Here is a 20319-nt window from a genome sequence, read left to right on the forward strand (position 1 = left end):
CCCTATTATACTACAAATTTCTTTATTTTTCTAAATATTATAACAAAACCTGCAGATTCTTACACTATCTAACCCAAAGCCGAGAAAAAATATAACTCAATACTACTATCCTATTAAAATCACACATCCATTTGATATAATAAGAAAATCATTAGTTGTACTATTAAATTTTAATATCGGGTCAGGCCCTAGGAGGAATTTGATGATGAGTATAGAAGCAAAAACAAAGACGGTTGCGTTTGTAGGTACTGGGGTAATGGGGAGCAGTATGGCGGGACATTTGTTACGCGTGGGGTTTGAAGTTGTGGTTTATACACGTTCGAAGGAGAAGGCGGAGGGGCTGTTGGCTCTTGGTGCTCGTTGGGCGAACAGTGCTGGTGAGGCAGCTCGTCAAGCTGACTTTATCCTAACTATGGTTGGATATCCAAAGGATGTAGAGGAAGTATATTTCCGGGAGGATGGAATTTTAGCTCAGGCACAAGAAGGAACCTATGTTATCGATATGACGACTTCTACTCCAACCCTTGCGAAACAGATTTATCAAGAAGCAAAAGCACGAAATATACATAGTTTAGATGCCCCAGTATCTGGAGGGGACATCGGAGCTAGGGAAGCACGATTGACCATTATGGTGGGTGGCGCTAAGGAAGACTATGAGGCATGCCTTCCTATCTTTCAGGCATTAGGAGCGAATATCATTCATCAAGGGGACGCTGGTGCTGGACAACACACTAAAATGTGTAATCAAATTGCGATTGCTACCAATATGATTGGAGTTTGTGAAGCACTTGCGTACGCAGAAGCAGCAGGATTAAATCCTGAAGACGTGTTAAAGAGCATTTCCAGCGGTGCTGCAGGAAGTTGGTCACTTAGTAATCTAGCTCCACGTATTATTGCGGATAACTTTGAACCTGGTTTTTTTGTGAAGCATTTTATTAAAGATATGGAGATCGCATTAGATGAAGCAGAACGTATGAGCTTGAATGTTCCAGGACTAGCACTCGCTAAGGATATGTATGTAAAGCTATCAGAAAATGGAGAAGAAAATAGTGGTACCCAAGCGTTGTATAAGCTTTGGAAGAAGCAATAACAAATGGAATGACAACTTAAAAAAGCTTTGGCTACTCATCTAAAGTAGCCAAAGCTTTTGTTCTTTTGTTGAACATATAACAATAACAAGTTATTAAATCCAAGACTATAAAAGGAAGACTCAGCAATTTTTCTCTTACTCTTATACTTTACCTCTACCACGGATAAACTCCAACAAACAAAATAGAGCGACACGACTTGTCATATCTCGAAAATCAATGGTTGGGTCGATTTCTACGATATCAAGTGCACATATCGTTTTTTCCTTCCCTAATAAAAATATCGCCTCTAGCAATTGATCACTTGTCATCCCACCTGGACCTATCGCTGGACAGCCAGGGGCAAATGCTTGATCTAGAACATCTATATCAATCGAAATATACAGGTGATCTACTTTACTAGATAACTCTTGAACTGCTTGCTCGATTACCGTTGATATTCCAAGCTTTTTCACATCTGACATTGTATATATTGTAACACCATTTTCCTTCGCATAATTGTGGTAAAAGGCGCTGTTAGAGTAATTGCGTATGCCAATCTGTACCAGATGTTCTCCTTTTAAAACTCCTGCTTCTAACAATCTCCGAAATGGAGTCCCGTTCGTCGGTCCCCCGTCTTCTGTATTACGAAGATCATGATGAGCATCAAATTGAATGACTCCAATTTTCCCTTTTTTCTCTACCATTCCCTTTAAGGTAGAATAAGTAATGGAATGATCACCACCTATAAATAAAGGCAGACATGCTGGAGAAGTTCCCATTAAGGTTGACACTGTTTCTTCTATTCGTCTATATGATTCTTTCACATCTGTTGTATGCATGGAAATATCGCCAATATCCACAATTTTATTCGTTTTCAAGAGATCGGCGCTATCCTCAATTGCATAGGTGGAATACGATTGTAACAGCTTTCGAATTACTCCTGGTGTGAAGCATGCACCAGAATGACTAATCGAAGGCTTAGATAGAGGAACACCGATTAGCGCAAGTCCCTCTACCTTGTCTCCGTCCCATTCTTGTAAAAGCTCTGCTGCCTTCGGGTAATGCCGATCGACAAACAGCGGAGTATTTGCCTTTTGTAAATAGGGAGGATTAGTCAAGATAAGCGCCCCCCTTAGCAACTTCACGGCCATTTAAGTAAACGCTCTGGATATGATTGACCCCATAATGGTACGGAACATAGTGATAGTTTGGTGCATTCCATACCACGACATCTGCTCTTCGTCCTACCGTTAATTTCCCTGCAATGTCCTCTTTGTGAATTGCTTTTGCCGCATTAACCGTCACTGCATTCCATATTTCTTCACACGTCATCTTCAGCTTTAGCATGGCTAGATTCATAATAAATTGGATATTTTCAGTCGGGGAGCTTCCTGGATTAAAATCGGTTGCCAACGCAACCGAGCCACCCGCATCAATAATTCCCCTAGCTTGTGCATACGAATCTTTGTTTAAATAAAACGTTGTACCAGGTAATAAGACAGCAACCGTTTCAGAGGACCCAAACATTTCAACGGCTTTATCTGATGCCGCGATTAAATGATCAGCAGAAGCTGCACCTAGTTCAATTGCTAATTCCGTTCCACCTAACGAGACAATTTCATCTGCATGTATTTTTACAGCAAATCCAGCTTCTTTTGCTAATGTGAGGAATGTTTTCGATTGCTCGATGGTAAATACGCCTTCCTCGCAAAAGATATCGACAAACTCGGCTAAACCCTGTTCTTTTATTTCTTGAAATAGTCCCGCCATGTCCTGAAGAAAATCGTTTGGATAATCTTTAAATTCGTTTGGAATTGCATGGGCCCCTAAAAAGGTGGAAGCAATATTCATGTCAGTATTTTTCGCTAATTCCTTTACAATATGAAGCTGTTTTAATTCAGTTTCTTTATCTAATCCATAGCCACTTTTCGCTTCCAGTGTAGTGATACCATAGCTTAGTAATCTCTTTAAATGAAAGTGCGCTTTTTCATATAACTCTTCAAAGCTAGCATTTCTAGTTGCTCTTACCGTAGAATGGATGCCTCCACCTTGCTTAAGAATTTCCAGATATGGTACTCCCTGTTGCTTTAAAGCAATTTCATGTTCTCTTGATCCACCAAACACTAGATGCGTATGTGGATCAACTAAACCAGGTGTAACAAGCATTCCTTGACAATCTATCACTTTCTTACTTGTTAAATCTTTCGCCTGCTCGCTTGTGCCGATGAAAGTAATTATTCCATCCTTCCACCCGATTGCGCCGTCTTTTATAAGGGGAACGGTGTTCATTTGCTCACCTTTTACAACAGTTGTCTCATGATCCATAGTTAGTAATTCCCCACAATTAATCAATAAGGTATCAAGTTGCATTGTTTATTCACGCTCCTTTAAAAGGGGAATGTGGACACCTTTTTCTTTTGCTACTTTTTTTGCTAGGTCGTAACCCGCATCGGCATGACGCACTACTCCCATACCAGGATCAGACGTTAACACTCTCTCTAGTCTGCGTCCTGCAGCCTCCGTTCCATCTGCAACAATCACCATTCCTGCATGTAGAGAGTAGCCCATCCCTACACCACCTCCATGATGGACAGAAACCCAGCTCGCTCCATTTACTCCGTTGATTAAGGCATTTAAAATGGGCCAATCCGCTACTGCATCACTTCCGTCTAACATCGCTTCCGTTTCACGATTTGGGGATGCCACAGACCCACAATCCAAATGATCCCTGCCAATAACGATTGGTGCTGAAAGCTCACCGCTTGCTACCATTTCGTTAATAATTTTTCCAAAGCGTGCACGTTCTCCATATCCTAACCAGCAAATTCGTGATGGCAATCCTTGAAATGCTACTTTTTCTCGAGCCATCTTGATCCAATTGCAAAGATGCTCGTTGTCAGCGAATTCTTTTAGAATAACTTCATCTGTTTTGTAGATATCCTCAGGATCCCCTGAAAGCGCGACCCAGCGGAATGGACCTTTTCCTTCACAAAATTGTGGACGGATAAATGCCGGTACAAATCCAGGAAAATCAAAAGCATTCGTGACACCTTCGTCTAGTGCTACTTGGCGAATATTGTTTCCATAATCGAATGTAACTGCTCCTCTTTTTTGCAGTTCAAGCATAGCTTTCACATGCTCTGCCATGCTTTGTTTTGCCAGATTGACAAGCTGCGCCGGTTCCTTCTCTCTTAAGATTGCAGCATCTTCTACTGTCATATCCATTGGGATATAACCATTGAGTGGATCATGCGCTGATGTTTGGTCTGTTAACAAATCCGGCGTAAATGCTCTTTCTACTAGTTGCGGTAGAATTTCAGCCGCGTTTCCTACAAGTCCAATGGAAAGAGGTTTTCCTAATCTCTTATATTCTTCCGCTTTTACTATTGCTTCTTCTAAGTTCGTCATTTTCACATCACAATATTTAGTTTCAAGACGGCGATCAATACGATGTTCATCTACATCAATAGCGATACATACTCCACCATTCATCGTAACTGCAAGAGGTTGTGCGCCACCCATGCCACCAAGCCCAGCTGTAACAGTGATTGTACCTTTTAAACTATTATTAAAATATTGCTTGGCTGCTTCTGCAAATGTTTCATAGGTACCTTGTAAAATCCCTTGTGTTCCTATATAAATCCAACTACCTGCTGTCATTTGGCCATACATCATTAAGCCCTTTTTATCGAGTTCATGGAAATGCTCCCAATTCGCCCATTTTGGCACTAAATTGGAATTAGCTAAAAGTACACGCGGTGCATCTTCATGGCTGCGGAAAACTGCTACAGGTTTTCCAGACTGAATGAGTAATGTTTCATCATTCTTCAATTCCTTAAGAGAAGCGACAATAGCATCAAAGCTTTCCCAATTGCGTGCTGCTTTTCCGATTCCACCATAAACAACCAACTCGCTAGGAATCTCTGCCACTTCAGGATCTAGATTATTCATCAACATGCGAAGCGCAGCCTCCTGCACCCACCCCTTCGTATTTAGTTCACTGCCTCTTGGAGCTCTAATCACATTTACCTTCTCCATACTCACTCATCCTCTCGCCTATTATCATTTATTGGTAATACATCTCCCATTAAACTTTGAATTCGTTACAGTTAAGTTGCAAAACTATTAAATTACTGTTTGGTGCCTAGCCCCAGCAGGAGTTTCACGCCCTGCACAATACACTTCCCCTATATTGGAGCCATTCTGTTAATGCTTCAATGTCTTTGGAGAAAATTCGATCTTCGGTGATGCTTGGGACCACCGTTCTTCCTTCTTGGTACCATTGCTGCATAAGTGGAGCTGCTTGATGGACTCCTCGGTATTCTACTGCTTGCATGGCGCAGATCCATTCAATTGCAAGGACTCTTCGAACATTAGCTATTATTTGATGGGCATGTCTTGCTCCGATAGTTCCCATACTTACATGATCTTCTTGATTAGCCGAAGATGGAATGGAGTCCACACTTGCCGGATGCGCTAACGTTTTGTTTTCTGATACTAAGGAAGCTGCACAATATTGCATAATCATGGCACCTGATTGAAGTCCTGGTTTCGCACTTAAAAACGGAGGTAAGTCATTTAATTGCGGATTTACCAATCGTTCAATTCTACGTTCAGATATATTTGCAAGTTCCGCCATCCCAAGCTTTAAAAAGTCCATTGCAAACGCTATCGGCTGACCGTGGAAATTACCTCCAGAAATGACCTTTTCACCATCCCCAAAGATTAAGGGATTATCCGTCGCTGCATTCATTTCTATTTCGAGTTTCTCCTTCACATACCCAAGCACTTGCCATGAGGCGCCATGCACTTGAGGAATACAACGTAAAGAATAAGCATCCTGCACCCGCTTTTCCCCCTGTTTAGTTACAAGCTTACTGCCGTACAATAGCGTACGCACTCGTGCAGCTACCCCAACCTGTTCTGGATATCCTCTTACAAGATGAACATCCTCATCTAATGCATCTACAACACCTTCTAACCCTTCAAATGTCAGTGCAGCAATAGATTCAGCCTGAAAAGCAAGTTTCTCCGCCTCTAAATAGGCAACTACTCCAACAGCTGTCATAGCCTGTGTGCCATTAATAAGAGCCAAGCCTTCTTTTGCTTTTAGTTCAATAGGTGTAATCCCTTTTTTAGTCAAAACTACACTTGTATGAACTCTTTCACCTCTATAAAATACCTCCCCCTCCCCTAACAGCGTTAAGGCTAAATGAGATAAAGGAGCTAAATCCCCACTCGCGCCAAGTGAACCCTGCTGTGGAACTACGGGATGAATACCCTCATTTACATATTCCAAAAGCCGTTCAATAACAATCGGCCTAACACCTGAATAACCTTTCAGTAACGCATTTGCTCTTAAAACAAGCATCGCTCGACCAATTACTTCTGAAAATGATTCACCTACTCCGCATGCATGTGAATGGATTAGATGACGCTGTAATATTTCCGTTTCCTCAACTGGAATTAGTACATCACTAAATTTCCCAAATCCAGTCGTTATGCCATAAACTACTTCTCCGTCTAATACAATGTTTTCCACGGCGGCACGACTGCCCACTACTCGCTTCATCGCTTCTTTACATGGGGATACTTTTTCATTTTCAAATAATATAGCTCTCATCTTTTCTAGTGTTAATGATTCTCCGCTTAAAATAATCATGACAATCCATCCTCTCTGATACCAACAATAAAAATAAAAGAGGGCCATACTTTAATAAACGTTCATTAAAGTACAGCCCCCTATTTTTCAGCAACTATGGGCATAGTTTATTTAAATGTGATTAATTCCAAGTCCAATTGTCTCATGCTCCGAACCACGCACTGGAGCTCCAATTGTTCCATAAAGCGCGACTGCTATCCAGTCACCCTCTTCTAACTCTTCATAAGGGTTTCCTCTCACTACAGCAAAACGTAGTCCTACTGTTCTCATTAAGGAGCCAAGCTGAACCTGACCTCGTGTTACACCACTCAACGCATCCATAATGGCATGATAGAGCGCATGTGTCTCTCGATACCCATCAGACTTTATGATACCTTCTCTTTTTGCAGCAGTTTCAATAGCTGCTACTACTTTTTGCGAATCCATGGACCCGACTTTTCCAACACAAGTCCCCCACTGTTCTGGAAGCGAAAAAGAAAATCCTTCTTGTTCCGTACCCATCGCCAAAAGTACCGCATATTTTCCAATTCGACGTTCTAACGCTAATACCATCTGCATTATCCTCAATACTGAAAATTTTCTAATAACTATCGACTAGTTTAAGTGTAAATTTGAACATGCCTCTCTGTCAAGCAAAGAAATTGGAATTTTCATTGTGCTCTACTATTTCCAAACTCATTTAAATCTTTTCATATTCCTTATATAGCATATAATACTGAAGCCCTTTTGTGATTTCTAACGCTTGTTCTTTCTTTTCTTTAGCTACAGTATAATTTTTCCGCTTTAACGCTTGTTCTATTTCTATCGCTAGCTTCATCCAGTCTTTCTGAAGTTTGGGAATTAAAGCTTCTACCGTTTTATTATCTTTTTCTTCCGCCGCAATTGTAGCCAACACATAATGCTTTAATACTACTTGGTCAATAAGAGCTACTTCTTCCTTCGCTTTTAGAGTATTTCCAGCTCGTAAATAATACTGCGCTCGAAAGATAGCAGTTTTCTTCCCTTTCCATTTTTTATCAAGATCATCAAGCTGACGTTTTGCTTCTGGTAAGTTCCCATTTGCTAATTCTAAAATAAATCCATAGTATGGTTCATGCTTCTTTTTCATCAGATATTTCTCTATTTTATCAGCGTCTTTAGACAAGAACATATATCTTATATCTCGATAAGAAAGAGCAAAAAAAGCAATAACAAGGAGGACGACAAATATCCAAAAATTAAATGAAATATTCATGAACCCCAACGCAATTCCTACCGTAAATCCTACAGCAATAAGTATCAATAAACTTTTCATATGATTATGTGTTCCTTTCTGTCTAGGTGCATCTTTTCTTTATATTGACTTAACCATTCCGCCATCTACTAAGAAGGAGCTTCCGGTCATATAACTATTTGCATCAGATACTAGAAACGTTACCACTTTTGCAAATTCCTCGGGATCACCATAACGTCCTAATGGTATCGTACTTTTCACTTTCTCTTCCATCTCATTCTTGGAGATTCCTTGCTTTTTAGCATTTACCTCATCTAAGAAGCTTACGCGATCAGTCGCAATTCTACCAGGTGCAACCGTATTGATAAGAATTCTATCTTGTGCTAGCTCCCCAGCGAGTGTCTTCGTCAATCCAACAATACCTGTACGGAATGTATTTGATAATATTAGACCAGGAATAGGTTCTTTTATCGAAGAAGAGGCTATGTTGATAATTTTCCCGCCATTTTTCTTTAAATACGGCAAGGCCTCGCGAATCATTCGTACATAACTCAATAAATTTAATTCAAATGACTGCTGCCATTGCTCGTCTGTAATTTGTTCAAAAGAACCCGCAGGAGGACCTCCAGCATTGTTCACTAAAATATCTAGCTGACCAAATTGGTCAATCGTATGTTGTACTGCTTGTTTAATTTGTTCTGGCTGCATAATGTCAGTTGGAATATAGCTCGCCTTTCCACCTTCTAGACTAGTTAACTCCGAATATACAACTGCTAATTTTTCCTGATTGCGACTAGCAAGGACGACATTGACCCCTTCCTTTATAAGAGCGGTAGCAATCGCCTTCCCTAGACCTTGACTTGAAGCTAACACAAGTGCTGTTTTTCCTTGAAGATTTAGTTCCATTTTTCACACAACCTTTCCCCATTATGTAACTCTTTCCATTATAACGCTTCCTTCAGAGCTTGTAACGAGTAGAAGAAGGGTTTAAGCTAGTTGTCACGAAAAAGTATATATACTATAAAAAGGAGAGTTTGACTAATGACTGTTTCCTACAAGAAAGCTCGACAATTTATCTACCAAAACGGCTCACTTTGGGAGAAGGCCCTCTTTCGTTATTTATTTGAAGATGGCCCGATTTCTCACTTCCATCAAGCACTGTCATGTTATAAAAATGCAGACAGCGGATTTGGCCACGGATTTGAATACGATATAAAATGTCCGGATTCTAACCCCTTAGCATTAGAATTTATGTTAAGTGTCTTTAGAGATACAAGAGTTCCAGCAGGTGATACATTTGTTGGCAGTGCTGATTGGGTAGTGGATAATCAAAAGGAAGATGGCTCGCTTCTTAATCCAGCAAATCTACTAGACTATCCACATGCCCCGTGGTGGAGTGGTGGCGGACAGACGATTCCCGCTTCGATTACTGGAAATCTAATCCGTTTAGGCCTATCTTCTGACAAACTTCAAGAGAATACAGCAAAATGGACAAAAGAAAATTTATCATTTGAACAAATAACAAAAACAGACTGGCTATTTATGAACTATCATGCCATTGATTATTACACGAACGTACCTCAAACTAAAGAACATAAAGCCTTAAAGCAGACAGCGATTGATCAAGTAATCAAATGTGCGTCAGTGGCACCAGAAAAGCAATATTTTACGTACTTTCAACTGGCATCAACACCTGAATCGGAAATTGCCAAAGCTACACCTGATCATTTGATAGAGAAATTCCTTAATTATCTAGAGGCTGCACAAAGAGAAGATGGCGGATGGGACGATGAGCACGGACTTACATATTGGCAATCGTATTTCTCCATCGTTATATTACTTACGCTTCGGAATTATGGGAGAGTGTAAAAAAGATGTTAGCTAAAATCACTCACTGATTTTAGCTAACATCTTTTTTCACCTTGCTACTCTCCATTTTTAAAAAGCTGAATCTTCTTTTCTCCTTCTTCAAACATATAATAATTATTGACATTATCAGCCTTTATTATTAGATTTTCGGTCTCGTTAGGTCCTACTGAAATCTCCACATTAAGGAATTCAAAGTCTCCCTCTGGATTTTCCTCATAATGACCCATGTAATGCGTTTCAAGATATGGGTTATTATCCCCTCCTAATTGCCAGTTATAGTGTCTTTGCTTGTCTCCATCGTTTTTATTTTCCCCTGTCAACAACACTTTGTACCTATTTCTATTTTCCTCTGATATTAACTCGATGGTAATATTCTTTAGAATGATCCCATCTAATTCAACATCAAGTGGTTTTTCTTTTGTCTCTTCCAACGGTACCGCTAAAGAGAAGTACATCGGCTCGTCATATTGAACAGCAATGAGTTCTGCATAATATTGTCCTCTCTCTTCTTCCTTCCCTTTTAAAGAATAGGTTTCTTTATTTAGGAAATAGCGCGAAAAATCCATTTGAATCGGACCTTCCTGGCCCCAATCCATAGTATGGTAATAGATTGGAAGCATAAATTGATTGTCTTGATTGACCACTTGAATTCCTGCATGTATGTATTGATTACGTGAATTATATTCATGGATATTATCGCTTGTCTCTTCCTCAAGGCTTTCTATCCTTTTCTTTTCATCTTCTGTAAACCTTGCATGGTAGGTTAATCGACTTCCATATTTCCCATAAACCATCGTCATCAATTCAACTTCGATTTTATCATCGACAACTATTACTTCATCCAGTTCTACTACCTCTAAAGCGCTATCTATTTTGTCGTAATGAATAGGCACTTCCACTTCCCAACTACCATGAAAACCTTGTATTCTTTTTAATTGAAAGTGCAGAGTAAATTTATCTGGCAACTCTTCTTCCTTTTTTACTTTTATCATAAAAGAAGGGCGCTTTAACTCCTCATCCAAGTCATTAAAGCCTTCTTGATATCCATAAAACATATCTGAAATAGGCTGAGAAACTTCTACCGGATAGTTTTTTCCCTCTTCATCAACGATTTTTATAGCATTGTATTCGTAAATATCCATATCATTAATGTAGTTAATATTATGTTTTTCACTACTTACATCATAATAAACAACCATATGAAGTGGATCTATTTCCACACCAGTCACTTCAAATGTGACTTCATTATCAGTTACCTTATATGTTCCTTCTGTCCAAACATTATAAATAGTACCATGTTCCATATAGGTCGCCAATTTTAATGCAAGTGGTTTTAAAGCAGGAACGACTACCACACTGACAAAAAATATTGCCGCTATCACACTAATTACACTAAGCTGATACTTCCAGGTTCTGTGCTTCGGCACTTTTTTTATATACGGAGTGAGTTCACTTAAAACACTTCTGTTGAAGGGTTCTTCAAGTTTTGGTGAATGAATCACATCTTCTATCGCTTTTTTCTCTACTTTTAATGAATATAGAATCTCTCTACACGATGGACAGAACTCCAGATGATCTTCCGCCTGTTCAATTTCTGCTGCATTTAGTTTTATATCAAAATATTGTGTTAATTCTGTTAGTGTTAAGCAACTAGCTGACGGTTTTTCGTGATTGTTCTCTAGTAGCTTTGCTCTTATAAAACCTAGAGACTTTTGATAGTTTTCCTTTAGATGAGTAACATCTTCTTGTAGTATTACTGCTAGTTTTTCAGATTCTTCCCTTAACGAATGCGCAAGTAGAAATTCAAAGCGGTACTTTCCTTCTAACGAAGTAATCGCTTCTTCTATTTCTAAAAAACGAGGATTATAAAACTGGATATAATCTTCCGGAGAAATCTGGCTAGATGATAAGATTTCTTTTTTTATAAAAGCTACTGTTTCTCGATAAAACCAGTCGGAAAAATACTCTGTTTCTTTAAATTCGGATAACTTCTGATAGGCAGCTATAAAACTAGCAGCAACAATCTTTTCTGCCTTAGTATCATCTCCAACCATTCGAAGTGTTACCACATACAATTTATTTTTATATCGTTCGATAATAGATTCAAAAGCTCCTACATTACCATTTAAAATTTCATTAACTTCCATGGATTCCTCATTCATCTTATTTCCACCCTTTTAAAAAGTTAAGCTAATTAAATCGTTTCTGATTTTATTATACCATTCTCTTCCTTTTTTCGAGCGAATAATTAGAAAATTGACAAAAAAAAGAAGCTACCCTAATTAATAAAGTAGTTCCGTTAAATTGGATATCCCTTAGAAATCAAAGTGCTTTTTTAGTAACGGTGTAAAAAATCGCTTTTTAAAAATATTTCTCTTCTTTTTTCATCCATTGATGCATGTTGTGCTCTTTGTTTCACTACTTTTTTACCACCAAAAATTATTTTTAACATTTTTTTCATCCTCCATCATTCCTTATAATTTGTTGTTAAGCTAATTATAAGTTTTATCTCTTCCCTACAAAACGAACTGCAGAATGGTTTTCACTCGTTCTTTTACCTACAGTTATATCCCACTTTATAAGGATAGATACTACGACTTACGACTGAAAGACAAGTAAAGAATGAAAAACCAAAAAGGAGATTCATCGAATGAATCTCCTTTTTAAGGACAGTTTACTTAAAATATAAGTTGGATTAATTATCGCTTATAACACTCTTACAGCTTTCACTGCTTTTGGCTTCCAATAAGAGTTAAAGGAGGCATAAGCTACACCTGTTGAAGTTGCAGAGTGCAGAAGTGTATTAGAGTCCACAATAATGGAGACATGATTAATAATCCCATCCCCAGTAGTATCAAAGAAAACTAGATCTCCTTTACGAACTTGCGATAAAGGTATTTCTGTTCCAACATTTGCTTGTTGTGCAGAAGTTCTTGGAAGATTAATCCCATTCTCTTGGTATACTTTCACTGTAAATGAAGAGCAATCGAATGCGTCTGTTCTATTAACGGATGCTCCATACAAATAGCTAGCACCTAAATATTTCTTTCCGCTTTCTATAACGGAATCAGCTTTTACTTCCCATGAACCATTGCCATTTACAGGAGTTGCTTGTCCACTTCCTGGAATTATGACAACTTGTCCCACAGAAATGCGATTAGCATCCTTAATGTTCTGATTCGCACCTAACAAAGCAGAGAGTGATATACCGTGACGTTGTGCTACTGCGGATAAAGAATCACCGCTCTTAATCGTATAATTACTAGTTCCAGTCACAGGTGTACTTGGTGTACTTGGTGTACTTGGTGTACTTGGCGTATTTGGCGTATTTGGCGTATTTGGCGTATTTGGCGTATTTGGTGTCTGAGTAGAATTACTTGATATCGTTATTTTTTGACCAATATAAATTTGGTTCTGATTTTTAATAGTAGGATTTAAACTAAGTAACGCACTAACAGTTGTTTGGTGATTTCTAGCGATAACCGATAGATTATCACCTGATTTTATCGTGTAAGAAATATTCGCACCTGTATTGGTGTTTGTAGTAGGTTTTGTTGAGCCTGAGGTTTTAGATTTCAAAGCCAGTGACTGACCTGGAAAGATTATATCTGACTTTAATCCATTCCAATTTTTCAATTCATTTACGCTCACTTGATTATTTGTTGCAATCTTCCATAAGGAATCACCTGATTTAACGACATAATCAGAAGCGATCGCTTGTCCAGAAAACATAAATGTCGATACAAGTGCTCCAGCCATAATTTTCTTTTTCATGGTGTTTTAATTCTCCATTCTCACTTTTTGTTGACAGTTCTTTACATTTCAGGGCTTACGGGTTCATTTCATGGTCTTCATCATTTGTCATGCTCTTTTCCTCTTTGGTATTAAACCGAGTATTATATAGTTAAGAATACTACAAAATAATACAAAAAACGAGAAAAATCTGAATTTTTATACAATGAAAAAAATCCTTAGTGAAACGTTACAAAATTATCTTAGCATGAAAATTCTAACAAATATCCTTTGAAATGTTTCCTATTTAGCCATAATATGGATTGAAACGAAAATACAAATGTAACAATAAGCAAGACGTAAGTCAACAAGAAAAAGCTTTAAAAGGAATCTGTCCTATGTTACTCAGATAAAAGTGTCAGTGAATCTGGGGCAAATGCCCATACACACTGGGTGTTTGTAACATAATGTATTGTATCTTAGCTTGAAGGGAGATACGTCTAAATGAGTAAAGTAGAAGGCGGAAAAGGTTATCCTAGCACTGGTTTTACCCTATACATTATTCTTTTTATACTTCTTGTAATTATTGGGTCAGCTTATATCTGTTAATATGCGATTGGCTTAATCGCTTTATTTCTCATTAAAACGTAGAAATCACTCTACGTTTTTTTCTTGTTGGTTACACTGAAAATAATGGTGCTACATTAAATACCCTGATGATTTCCGTGCCAGGTGTTCGCTTTCCGCGGGGCGCTTGTGGAGCCTCCTCGGCATGCCTGCGGGGTCTCCACAAAGCGCTACTTCCCGTAGGAGTCTCACACCTTGCACTCCAATCATCAGGGGAGACGGGGGAGAATTGACGCTCCACTTTTTCATCATCTATGATGCAATGTATTTATATATATTGCTTGGGTATCTACACGAAAATACGTTAACCGCTTTAAATCCCCTCTTGATTTTTGCGCAAGTTTTTGATTTCTGTTTGTCAGCTTGAGGTAGTTTAAAATGGCGGATTAGTTTTAATAAATTCCTCTTTTTAAAAGGTAAATGTGAAATCATTTGAAATTGACATAATTTAGTCAACTATAGGCTACGCTAAGAAGAGATTAATTGTAGTTGGAGGAGTCATAGTGATGAAGAGATATGTAGCTTTTCCCCATAATAAGAATAATCGTGTAAGTCACATCCATTTGAGCAATTTTTCTAATAATGAAAAGAGCTTACTAAGGTCCTCCGATGAATAAGCCATTAGAACGATTGCTATGGAGTATTGCATTACCAGGTTTTGGACAATTACTTAACAAAAAATATGTTAAAGGGTTAACATTTATTATTTTAGAGTTCTTAATCAATGTACAAGCAAATTTCAATTCCATCATCTTGTATAGTTTTAACTGGGAAATTAAACGTGCCTTTGAGGAAGCTAATTTTCTCTGGCTCATGTTCTATCCTTGTTTATATTTTTTCGCAATGTGGGATGCCTATAAGGATGCTGGTGGTGGGACTGCACCTTTTTCCTATCTTCCCTTTGTAAGCTGCGCCTATTTTGTAACAGTAGGGCTCATGCTTTCTTCGAAAATCAAGGTATATGGTTTCATTGTTGGTCCAATGTGGTTGCCAATGATTTTTGTTATCCCGGGCATTGTTGCTGGCTTGATTGTCCGAGAACTACTCTTGTATTATTTTCATCAAACTAACACCTAGAAGGGGAGAATTCTGATGCCTTATGCTTCTACTAGAGATGATGTCCGTATTTTCTATCAACTAGTTGGGAATGGTCCAATTACACTGGTATTCATTCATCCACCTGGCATGGGGCATGTGACTTTTAAACAGCAGCTTCCTTTGGCTAAAAAGTTCCGATTACTATACCTTGATTTACGAGGGAACGGAAGAAGCGGAAGGAATGAAGAACCAATTACGATCCCCATGTTAGCAACGGATATTTTTGATGTATGCCAAGAGCTTAACCTTAAGAATTTTTTCATAGTGGGTTATTCTAATGGAGCCTCTATTGCAATGGAATTTGCTCTTACTTATCCACCACTTGTGGAGGGACTTATTCTAGTAGGTGCTTTTCCTAAGGTGAATTCTGTCCTTTTATTTGGAGAATTTTTACTAGGGATTTGGGCAACTAAGGTAGATCAAATGCCATTGATCGCAAAGGTAATCGGTCATGCACATGCATATTCAAAAGAGTTTGGTCGTGAATTAGAATCGTACATATTAAAAACAGATGCAAGTACTTTACATGAAATGTACAACGAAGGGGTTAAATATGATTGCACAAGTAAACTAAAAGAAATTAAAGCACCGATTCTTCTTGTTTATGGTCAAAGAGACTACTATGTCCACCATTACCAAAAAGAATTCGCTGCCCTTCACCAGCAGACCCAAATCATCTACATTTCCAAAGCGAAACATCAAGTCCCCACCAGATTCCCGAACGAATTCAACACCATCCTCCAAATATTCATAAATAAGCATGCACCAACTAATGATAAAACATCGCGCAAAAATTTCTAAATGGCTCATGGTGATGGCAGGACTCTCCGGTTATACATCGTACAAGAAAGAGGGCTTCGGTTTTCACCGAAGCCCTCTTTTATATATTTTCGCAATAGTATTTGATTGTGATATTGTCATTGAAGTATATTGATGATTATTTGATGGTGATTTTTTGATTGGATTCCTTTGTTTGGGATTTTGGTAAGCTGAATGATTTTATCAGATGATCTTTTGAATGGGGATTAATACAATTGTGTGCAATTTTCATTTTACTTAGAGTTGCTTGTAAGGTTGCATTGGCATCCTTAGTTGGATTCAACTGAATGCTGGTCATATCTACCATGGCTCGCACTACATTCTCTAAAGCCACCTTTAATTTATCCTCACCAATTGACGCCCCATCTTTTACTAAAAGCTTCACTAAATCAGTAGCATACACATTCATCTTCTCCAATGTTTCAACCTTTTCCTGCATCTCCCTTTCCCCCTCTTTTTACTCTTCCATAAACTTATGAATTCCAAATGATACCTATTCCATTTTCAACTTTTGCTTACATCTTTTTCTTTTCTCCCTTCCCACGTCTCATTCCTTCATCTCGACAAAAGAAGCCAGAATGATTTCAATTTCGACTCGCTTTCTTCATTTTAAAGTAGTACAAAAAATGCTTCTTTTCGATTTTCAAAGTTTTTCACTATAATACCTACTTTTTACACATAACCTATTTTCTTACAGTTTGTTTTCATTTATAATGGAGTATATCATTAGAGGGAGTGAACAAGATGAAACTAATCCAACTTGCAGTAGAGAATAAACGTAAACAAATGATGCAAACTGCTCAAAAGACAGGCTTAACCTCTAATGAAACAATCAAGCTTAGTCAGGAGTTAGATGAAATGATGAACGTCTTTGTTCCTCCTACTATTGAAGATTTATCATATAAATACTATTCTCATACAGAAAAAATATCTATTAAACGCTAATTTTCACTTGAAATTTCCTTCAGAGTATATATAATAGTTAAAAACTTTATGAAAAATTCATTAATGACAAAGAGAGTAGCTTATTAGCTAGCCACAAAGCGAATTAGGGATGGTGTGAGCCTAATGCAAGGCTATGAGTGAAGCGCACTTTGGAAATGATAAAGGTTCATCCACTTTAAGGATGTTAAGTGGCTTTCTTTCAATCAGAAAGCAAAAAGAGTGGTACCGCGGGCAAAAGCTCGTCTCTTCAATTCATTTGAAGAGGCGAGCTTTTTTTATTATTGATCCTGTTACACCGCTGTACTTAACATAGCCATTATCTTATAAAAGGAGACGAACAAGATGAAACTAAAACAAACCCTCGCAGAAGCAATTCATCACGTTATTCCAGAATTATCAATTGAAGAAATACATGCAAAAATAGAAAAACCAAAATACGCTCACCATGGAGATTTTGCTTTCCCCACATTCGAGCTAGCAAAAATAAAAAAACAAGCTCCACACTTGTTAGCATCGAATTTAGCTTCAGAGATAAATCACTCCATAATTGCTAAAACAGAGCCAGTCGGACCGTATCTTAATTTCTTTCTAGAAAAAGAAATTGCCCAACAACAAATCGTCAATACTATTTTTGACAAACAACAAGCATACGGGGATTTGACTTTCGGAAACGGTGAAAACATCGTTCTTGACCTTTCTTCCCCCAATATCGCAAAACCATTTTCCATGGGACATCTTCGTTCCACCGTTATCGGAAACGCTCTTGCCAATATTTTAGAGAAGTGCGGCTTTAAAACCATTCGGATTAACTACTTAGGAGACTGGGGAACGCAGTTTGGAAAACTGATCTCCGCCTATTTAAAATGGGGATCAAAAGAAGATGTGCTAAAAAGTCCCATTCCAGAGTTATTAAAACTATATGTAAAATTCCATGTAGAAGCTGAAAAAGATGAAACCCTCATCGAAGAAGGCCGACTTTGGTTTAAGAAGTTAGAAGATGGTAATGATGAAGCACTTTCACTTTGGAAATGGTTCCGTGAAGAATCTCTACTCGAATTTCAGCGTATTTACGACTTACTAGGCGTTAGTTTTGATTCAAACAATGGGGAAGCCTTTTATAATGACAAGATGGATTCAGTTATTGACCACTTAAAGAAAATGAATCTCTTAACTTTATCCGATGGCGCTGAGGTGGTTGTGTTAGAAGAGGACCCTTCCCTCCCTCCATGTTTAATCAAAAAGTCGGATGGAGCAACGCTTTATGCAACCCGTGATCTAGCGGCTGCCTTTTATCGAAAAAAAACTTATCAGTTCAGCAAAGCTTTATATGTAGTAGGTCAGGAGCAAACCATCCATTTCCAACAAGTAAAAGCTGTTATAAAGAAAATGGGAGAAGATTGGGCTAAAGATATGCACCATATACCATTTGGTCTTTTACTGAAAGATGGAAAGAAGATGTCAACGAGAAAGGGTAAGGTCGTTTTGTTAGAAAATGTGATTCGAGAGGCAATTCAGCTAGCAGATAGTAATATTCAAGCCAAGAATCCAGAGCTTCCAAATAAAGAAGAAGTGGCTAAGCAAGTCGGGGTCGGGGCAATTATTTTCCACGATTTAAAAAATTATCGCTTAAACTCCATTGAATTTTCATTAGAGGATATGTTGAAATTTGAAGGAGAAACAGGTCCCTATGTCCAGTACACATTTGCTCGTGCCTCTTCCATTCTACGAAAGGCGACATGGACACCAAAAGAATCAACAAAAGGACTCCATGACTCCTACTCCTGGGAGCTTTCAAAGTTATTATATGATTTTCCAGCCGTAATTGAGAAAGCTTATGTAGGCTTTGATCCATCTGCTATTGCAAAATATGTAATCGATGTTTGCCAAAGCTTTAATACTTGGTATGGTCAAGTGAAATTTTTGAATGAGGATCAGGAAAAAGAGAGTAGACTTGCTTTAGTCTATGCTTCAACTATTGTTATTGAAGAGAGCTTACGATTATTAGGGATGAAAGCACCTAAAGAAATGTAATTATCTTGTAACTTTATTGCGTACCAGCACATGAAACCAACTTTCCTTTCATATATTGAAGTAACACTCAGTTGGGGGAATGCCTTATGCAATGGTTAGTTTGGTTTCATATATTGGTCGCAATTATCGGAATCGGCCCCACTTTTTTCGGAAATATTCTCCTAAGGAAAAATCAAACTATCTCGGATTTACGTCATAATATTCTTCTCCAGCATAAATTAGACTATTTCCCCAAAATCGGTGGGACGATTGCAGTAATTACAGGAATTCTACTTGTCGTTTTTGGAAACTATGGTTCGATCCTTCAAATATGGCTATTCGCCTCCCTTTTGATTTATCTTGCTATTCAAGTACTCGTCATTGGCTTTATCTCACCAAAGGTTTATGATCTTCAACAGTGGCTCCTTCATCCTGAAAATCGTGCATCGACTCAATTACCCCTTAAACAAACCATGACTTTAACTACTGCAAGTAACTTGTATATGTTTGTAACTTTTTTAAGTATCGTTATATTCCTCCTTATGATCATCAAACCAAACTAAAAGATAGGTCAGTTCCTTTTTTTCTCTAAAAGTGGAGAAAGCATAAAAGGCATTGACCTATCTTTTATTATTTTAATGGCTCTAATCAACAGCTAGCGTCCTGAAAATCAAAACTGGACTTTAACAGAGCGAATTTAATTACGAGATTAATGCCTTTTTTACAGCAGTAGGGTCTTCTGGTGAAAGGTATACCCACTCATATCCATATTTAAAGGCAATTCCATTTTTCAAGGATGTTGCCATAATATGAACGGTCGGAAAATCATCCGCAGATGTATTTTCTGTAAAGTAATAGGTACTACCATAACGATAGGCTTTGGCTCCCTTTAGCTCTTCCACCATTTTAACGACTGATATTTTTGAGCAATCATACCGCTTTCTTATCTTCCCATTAAACAATACTTGGATTTCTTTATCTGTCACTTGATACGCCATTTTCCCGTCCTGTCGTAAATTTATCCCTAAATTCATATGATAAATTCCAAGGTAAGGATGGACAAAAAATACCATCAAAGTCGGTGCTAACAAAGGCAGGATCACCCATGGATTCACTATTATATTAGTAAAACTCAACACTATCACGACAATGACGAAGCTATAAATAAGTGATTCAAAGCTAGCGAAAAAAGTCTCCTGCTTTGTCCTCTTCCCTTCTCTCGTGGTTGCTTTATACACCATAAACCATGCCTCCAAACACCGTTCCTCTTTCTC

19 protein-coding genes and 1 other annotated feature are annotated in these 20319 nt (G+C 38.1%); of the genes, 8 read left to right on the forward strand and 11 right to left on the reverse strand.

Translation table 11 applies throughout. The features are described 5' to 3' along the window. Positions 1–202: 202 nt before the first annotated feature. On the forward strand, positions 203–1090 hold the full coding sequence (locus tag BK580_RS15610) for an NAD(P)-dependent oxidoreductase (RefSeq protein ID WP_328589053.1): 888 nt from the start codon (positions 203–205) through the stop codon (positions 1088–1090). A gap of 141 nt (positions 1091–1231) precedes the next feature. Here BK580_RS15610 and hutG read toward each other — a convergent pair whose 3' ends face one another. The 7 genes from hutG to BK580_RS15645 all read right to left on the reverse strand — a co-directional run bounded on the left by hutG (position 1232) and on the right by BK580_RS15645 (position 8851). After that, entirely contained in the window at positions 1232–2188 is a 957-nt protein-coding gene (gene hutG / locus BK580_RS15615; RefSeq protein ID WP_078381237.1) for a formimidoylglutamase, read from the reverse strand. Next, positions 2181–3440, reverse strand: coding sequence for an imidazolonepropionase (hutI, locus tag BK580_RS15620; protein WP_078381238.1), 1260 nt, complete (start codon positions 3438–3440; stop codon positions 2181–2183). The genes hutG and hutI overlap by 8 nt, the downstream gene beginning before the upstream one ends. Positions 3441–3443: 3 nt before the next feature. Continuing rightward, positions 3444–5108, reverse strand: coding sequence for a urocanate hydratase (gene hutU / locus BK580_RS15625; protein ID WP_078381239.1), 1665 nt, complete (start codon positions 5106–5108; stop codon positions 3444–3446). A 124-nt stretch (positions 5109–5232) separates the two neighbouring features. Continuing rightward, complete coding sequence (hutH, locus tag BK580_RS15630; protein ID WP_078381240.1) at positions 5233–6732, reverse strand: histidine ammonia-lyase; 1500 nt, start codon at positions 6730–6732, stop codon at positions 5233–5235. Positions 6733–6843: 111 nt separating this feature from the next. Next, positions 6844–7284, reverse strand: coding sequence for a histidine utilization transcription antiterminator HutP (gene hutP / locus BK580_RS15635; protein WP_078381241.1), 441 nt, complete (start codon positions 7282–7284; stop codon positions 6844–6846). A gap of 127 nt (positions 7285–7411) precedes the next feature. Continuing rightward, on the reverse strand, positions 7412–8026 hold the full coding sequence (locus BK580_RS15640) for a hypothetical protein (protein WP_078381242.1): 615 nt from the start codon (positions 8024–8026) through the stop codon (positions 7412–7414). A 39-nt stretch (positions 8027–8065) separates the two neighbouring features. Next, positions 8066–8851: an SDR family oxidoreductase gene (locus tag BK580_RS15645; protein ID WP_078381243.1), complete on the reverse strand. Its 786-nt coding sequence runs from the start codon at positions 8849–8851 to the stop codon at positions 8066–8068. A gap of 135 nt (positions 8852–8986) precedes the next feature. Between BK580_RS15645 and BK580_RS15650 the strand changes: the two genes are divergently transcribed. Continuing rightward, positions 8987–9814 (forward strand): hypothetical protein, encoded by an 828-nt coding sequence (locus BK580_RS15650; RefSeq protein WP_078381244.1) that lies wholly within the window; start codon positions 8987–8989, stop codon positions 9812–9814. 56 nt (positions 9815–9870) lie between these two features. On the opposite strand, the gene BK580_RS15655 is transcribed toward BK580_RS15650, so the two are convergent. Beyond that, positions 9871–11976: a hypothetical protein gene (locus BK580_RS15655; protein WP_078381245.1), complete on the reverse strand. Its 2106-nt coding sequence runs from the start codon at positions 11974–11976 to the stop codon at positions 9871–9873. A gap of 544 nt (positions 11977–12520) precedes the next feature. After that, positions 12521–13588: a C40 family peptidase gene (locus BK580_RS15660; protein WP_078381246.1), complete on the reverse strand. Its 1068-nt coding sequence runs from the start codon at positions 13586–13588 to the stop codon at positions 12521–12523. 462 nt (positions 13589–14050) lie between these two features. Between BK580_RS15660 and BK580_RS15665 the strand changes: the two genes are divergently transcribed. The 3 genes from BK580_RS15665 (at position 14051) to BK580_RS15675 (ending at position 16072) form a co-directional block, all read left to right on the forward strand. Continuing rightward, positions 14051–14155, forward strand: coding sequence for a YjcZ family sporulation protein (locus tag BK580_RS15665; RefSeq protein WP_078381247.1), 105 nt, complete (start codon positions 14051–14053; stop codon positions 14153–14155). Positions 14156–14782: 627 nt separating this feature from the next. Further along, positions 14783–15250 (forward strand): hypothetical protein, encoded by a 468-nt coding sequence (locus tag BK580_RS15670; protein WP_078381248.1) that lies wholly within the window; start codon positions 14783–14785, stop codon positions 15248–15250. Positions 15251–15265: 15 nt separating this feature from the next. Continuing rightward, positions 15266–16072 (forward strand): alpha/beta fold hydrolase, encoded by an 807-nt coding sequence (locus BK580_RS15675; protein WP_078381249.1) that lies wholly within the window; start codon positions 15266–15268, stop codon positions 16070–16072. Between the two features lie 136 nt (positions 16073–16208). Here BK580_RS15675 and BK580_RS15680 read toward each other — a convergent pair whose 3' ends face one another. Beyond that, positions 16209–16529 (reverse strand): hypothetical protein, encoded by a 321-nt coding sequence (locus BK580_RS15680; protein WP_078381250.1) that lies wholly within the window; start codon positions 16527–16529, stop codon positions 16209–16211. A 305-nt stretch (positions 16530–16834) separates the two neighbouring features. Here BK580_RS15680 and BK580_RS15685 point away from each other — a divergent pair, with 305 nt between their 5' ends. From BK580_RS15685 to BK580_RS15695, 3 genes are all read left to right on the forward strand, one after another. Then, positions 16835–17035: an aspartyl-phosphate phosphatase Spo0E family protein gene (locus BK580_RS15685; RefSeq protein ID WP_078381251.1), complete on the forward strand. Its 201-nt coding sequence runs from the start codon at positions 16835–16837 to the stop codon at positions 17033–17035. A gap of 54 nt (positions 17036–17089) precedes the next feature. Further along, positions 17090–17285 (forward strand) — a binding site (T-box leader). A 92-nt stretch (positions 17286–17377) separates the two neighbouring features. Beyond that, a complete protein-coding gene (argS, locus tag BK580_RS15690; RefSeq protein WP_078381252.1) occupies positions 17378–19066 on the forward strand; it encodes an arginine--tRNA ligase in 1689 nt (562 codons plus the stop codon). Positions 19067–19152: 86 nt separating this feature from the next. Continuing rightward, positions 19153–19608 (forward strand): DUF2269 family protein, encoded by a 456-nt coding sequence (locus BK580_RS15695; RefSeq protein ID WP_078381253.1) that lies wholly within the window; start codon positions 19153–19155, stop codon positions 19606–19608. A 138-nt stretch (positions 19609–19746) separates the two neighbouring features. Here BK580_RS15695 and BK580_RS15700 read toward each other — a convergent pair whose 3' ends face one another. After that, positions 19747–20301, reverse strand: coding sequence for a PH domain-containing protein (locus tag BK580_RS15700; RefSeq protein ID WP_139364916.1), 555 nt, complete (start codon positions 20299–20301; stop codon positions 19747–19749). Between the last annotated feature and the right edge of the window lie 18 nt (positions 20302–20319).

The sequence above is a fragment of the Sutcliffiella halmapala genome (genome assembly GCF_002019665.1).
GTDB lineage: Bacteria > Bacillota > Bacilli > Bacillales > Bacillaceae_I > Sutcliffiella_A > Sutcliffiella_A halmapala.

Coding starts and splice junctions, on each gene's coding strand:
- BK580_RS15610 (WP_328589053.1), top strand. CDS start 203: ATGATGAGTATAGAAGCAAAAACAAAGACGGTTGCGTTTGTAGGTACT.
- hutI (WP_078381238.1), bottom strand. CDS start 3,440: ATGCAACTTGATACCTTATTGATTAATTGTGGGGAATTACTAACTATG.
- hutU (WP_078381239.1), bottom strand. CDS start 5,108: ATGGAGAAGGTAAATGTGATTAGAGCTCCAAGAGGCAGTGAACTAAAT.
- hutH (WP_078381240.1), bottom strand. CDS start 6,732: ATGATTATTTTAAGCGGAGAATCATTAACACTAGAAAAGATGAGAGCT.
- hutP (WP_078381241.1), bottom strand. CDS start 7,284: ATGGTATTAGCGTTAGAACGTCGAATTGGAAAATATGCGGTACTTTTG.
- BK580_RS15640 (WP_078381242.1), bottom strand. CDS start 8,026: ATGAAAAGTTTATTGATACTTATTGCTGTAGGATTTACGGTAGGAATT.
- BK580_RS15645 (WP_078381243.1), bottom strand. CDS start 8,851: ATGGAACTAAATCTTCAAGGAAAAACAGCACTTGTGTTAGCTTCAAGT.
- BK580_RS15650 (WP_078381244.1), top strand. CDS start 8,987: ATGACTGTTTCCTACAAGAAAGCTCGACAATTTATCTACCAAAACGGC.
- BK580_RS15655 (WP_078381245.1), bottom strand. CDS start 11,976: ATGAATGAGGAATCCATGGAAGTTAATGAAATTTTAAATGGTAATGTA.
- BK580_RS15660 (WP_078381246.1), bottom strand. CDS start 13,588: ATGAAAAAGAAAATTATGGCTGGAGCACTTGTATCGACATTTATGTTT.
- BK580_RS15665 (WP_078381247.1), top strand. CDS start 14,051: ATGAGTAAAGTAGAAGGCGGAAAAGGTTATCCTAGCACTGGTTTTACC.
- BK580_RS15670 (WP_078381248.1), top strand. CDS start 14,783: ATGAATAAGCCATTAGAACGATTGCTATGGAGTATTGCATTACCAGGT.
- BK580_RS15675 (WP_078381249.1), top strand. CDS start 15,266: ATGCCTTATGCTTCTACTAGAGATGATGTCCGTATTTTCTATCAACTA.
- BK580_RS15680 (WP_078381250.1), bottom strand. CDS start 16,529: ATGCAGGAAAAGGTTGAAACATTGGAGAAGATGAATGTGTATGCTACT.
- BK580_RS15685 (WP_078381251.1), top strand. CDS start 16,835: ATGAAACTAATCCAACTTGCAGTAGAGAATAAACGTAAACAAATGATG.
- argS (WP_078381252.1), top strand. CDS start 17,378: ATGAAACTAAAACAAACCCTCGCAGAAGCAATTCATCACGTTATTCCA.
- BK580_RS15695 (WP_078381253.1), top strand. CDS start 19,153: ATGCAATGGTTAGTTTGGTTTCATATATTGGTCGCAATTATCGGAATC.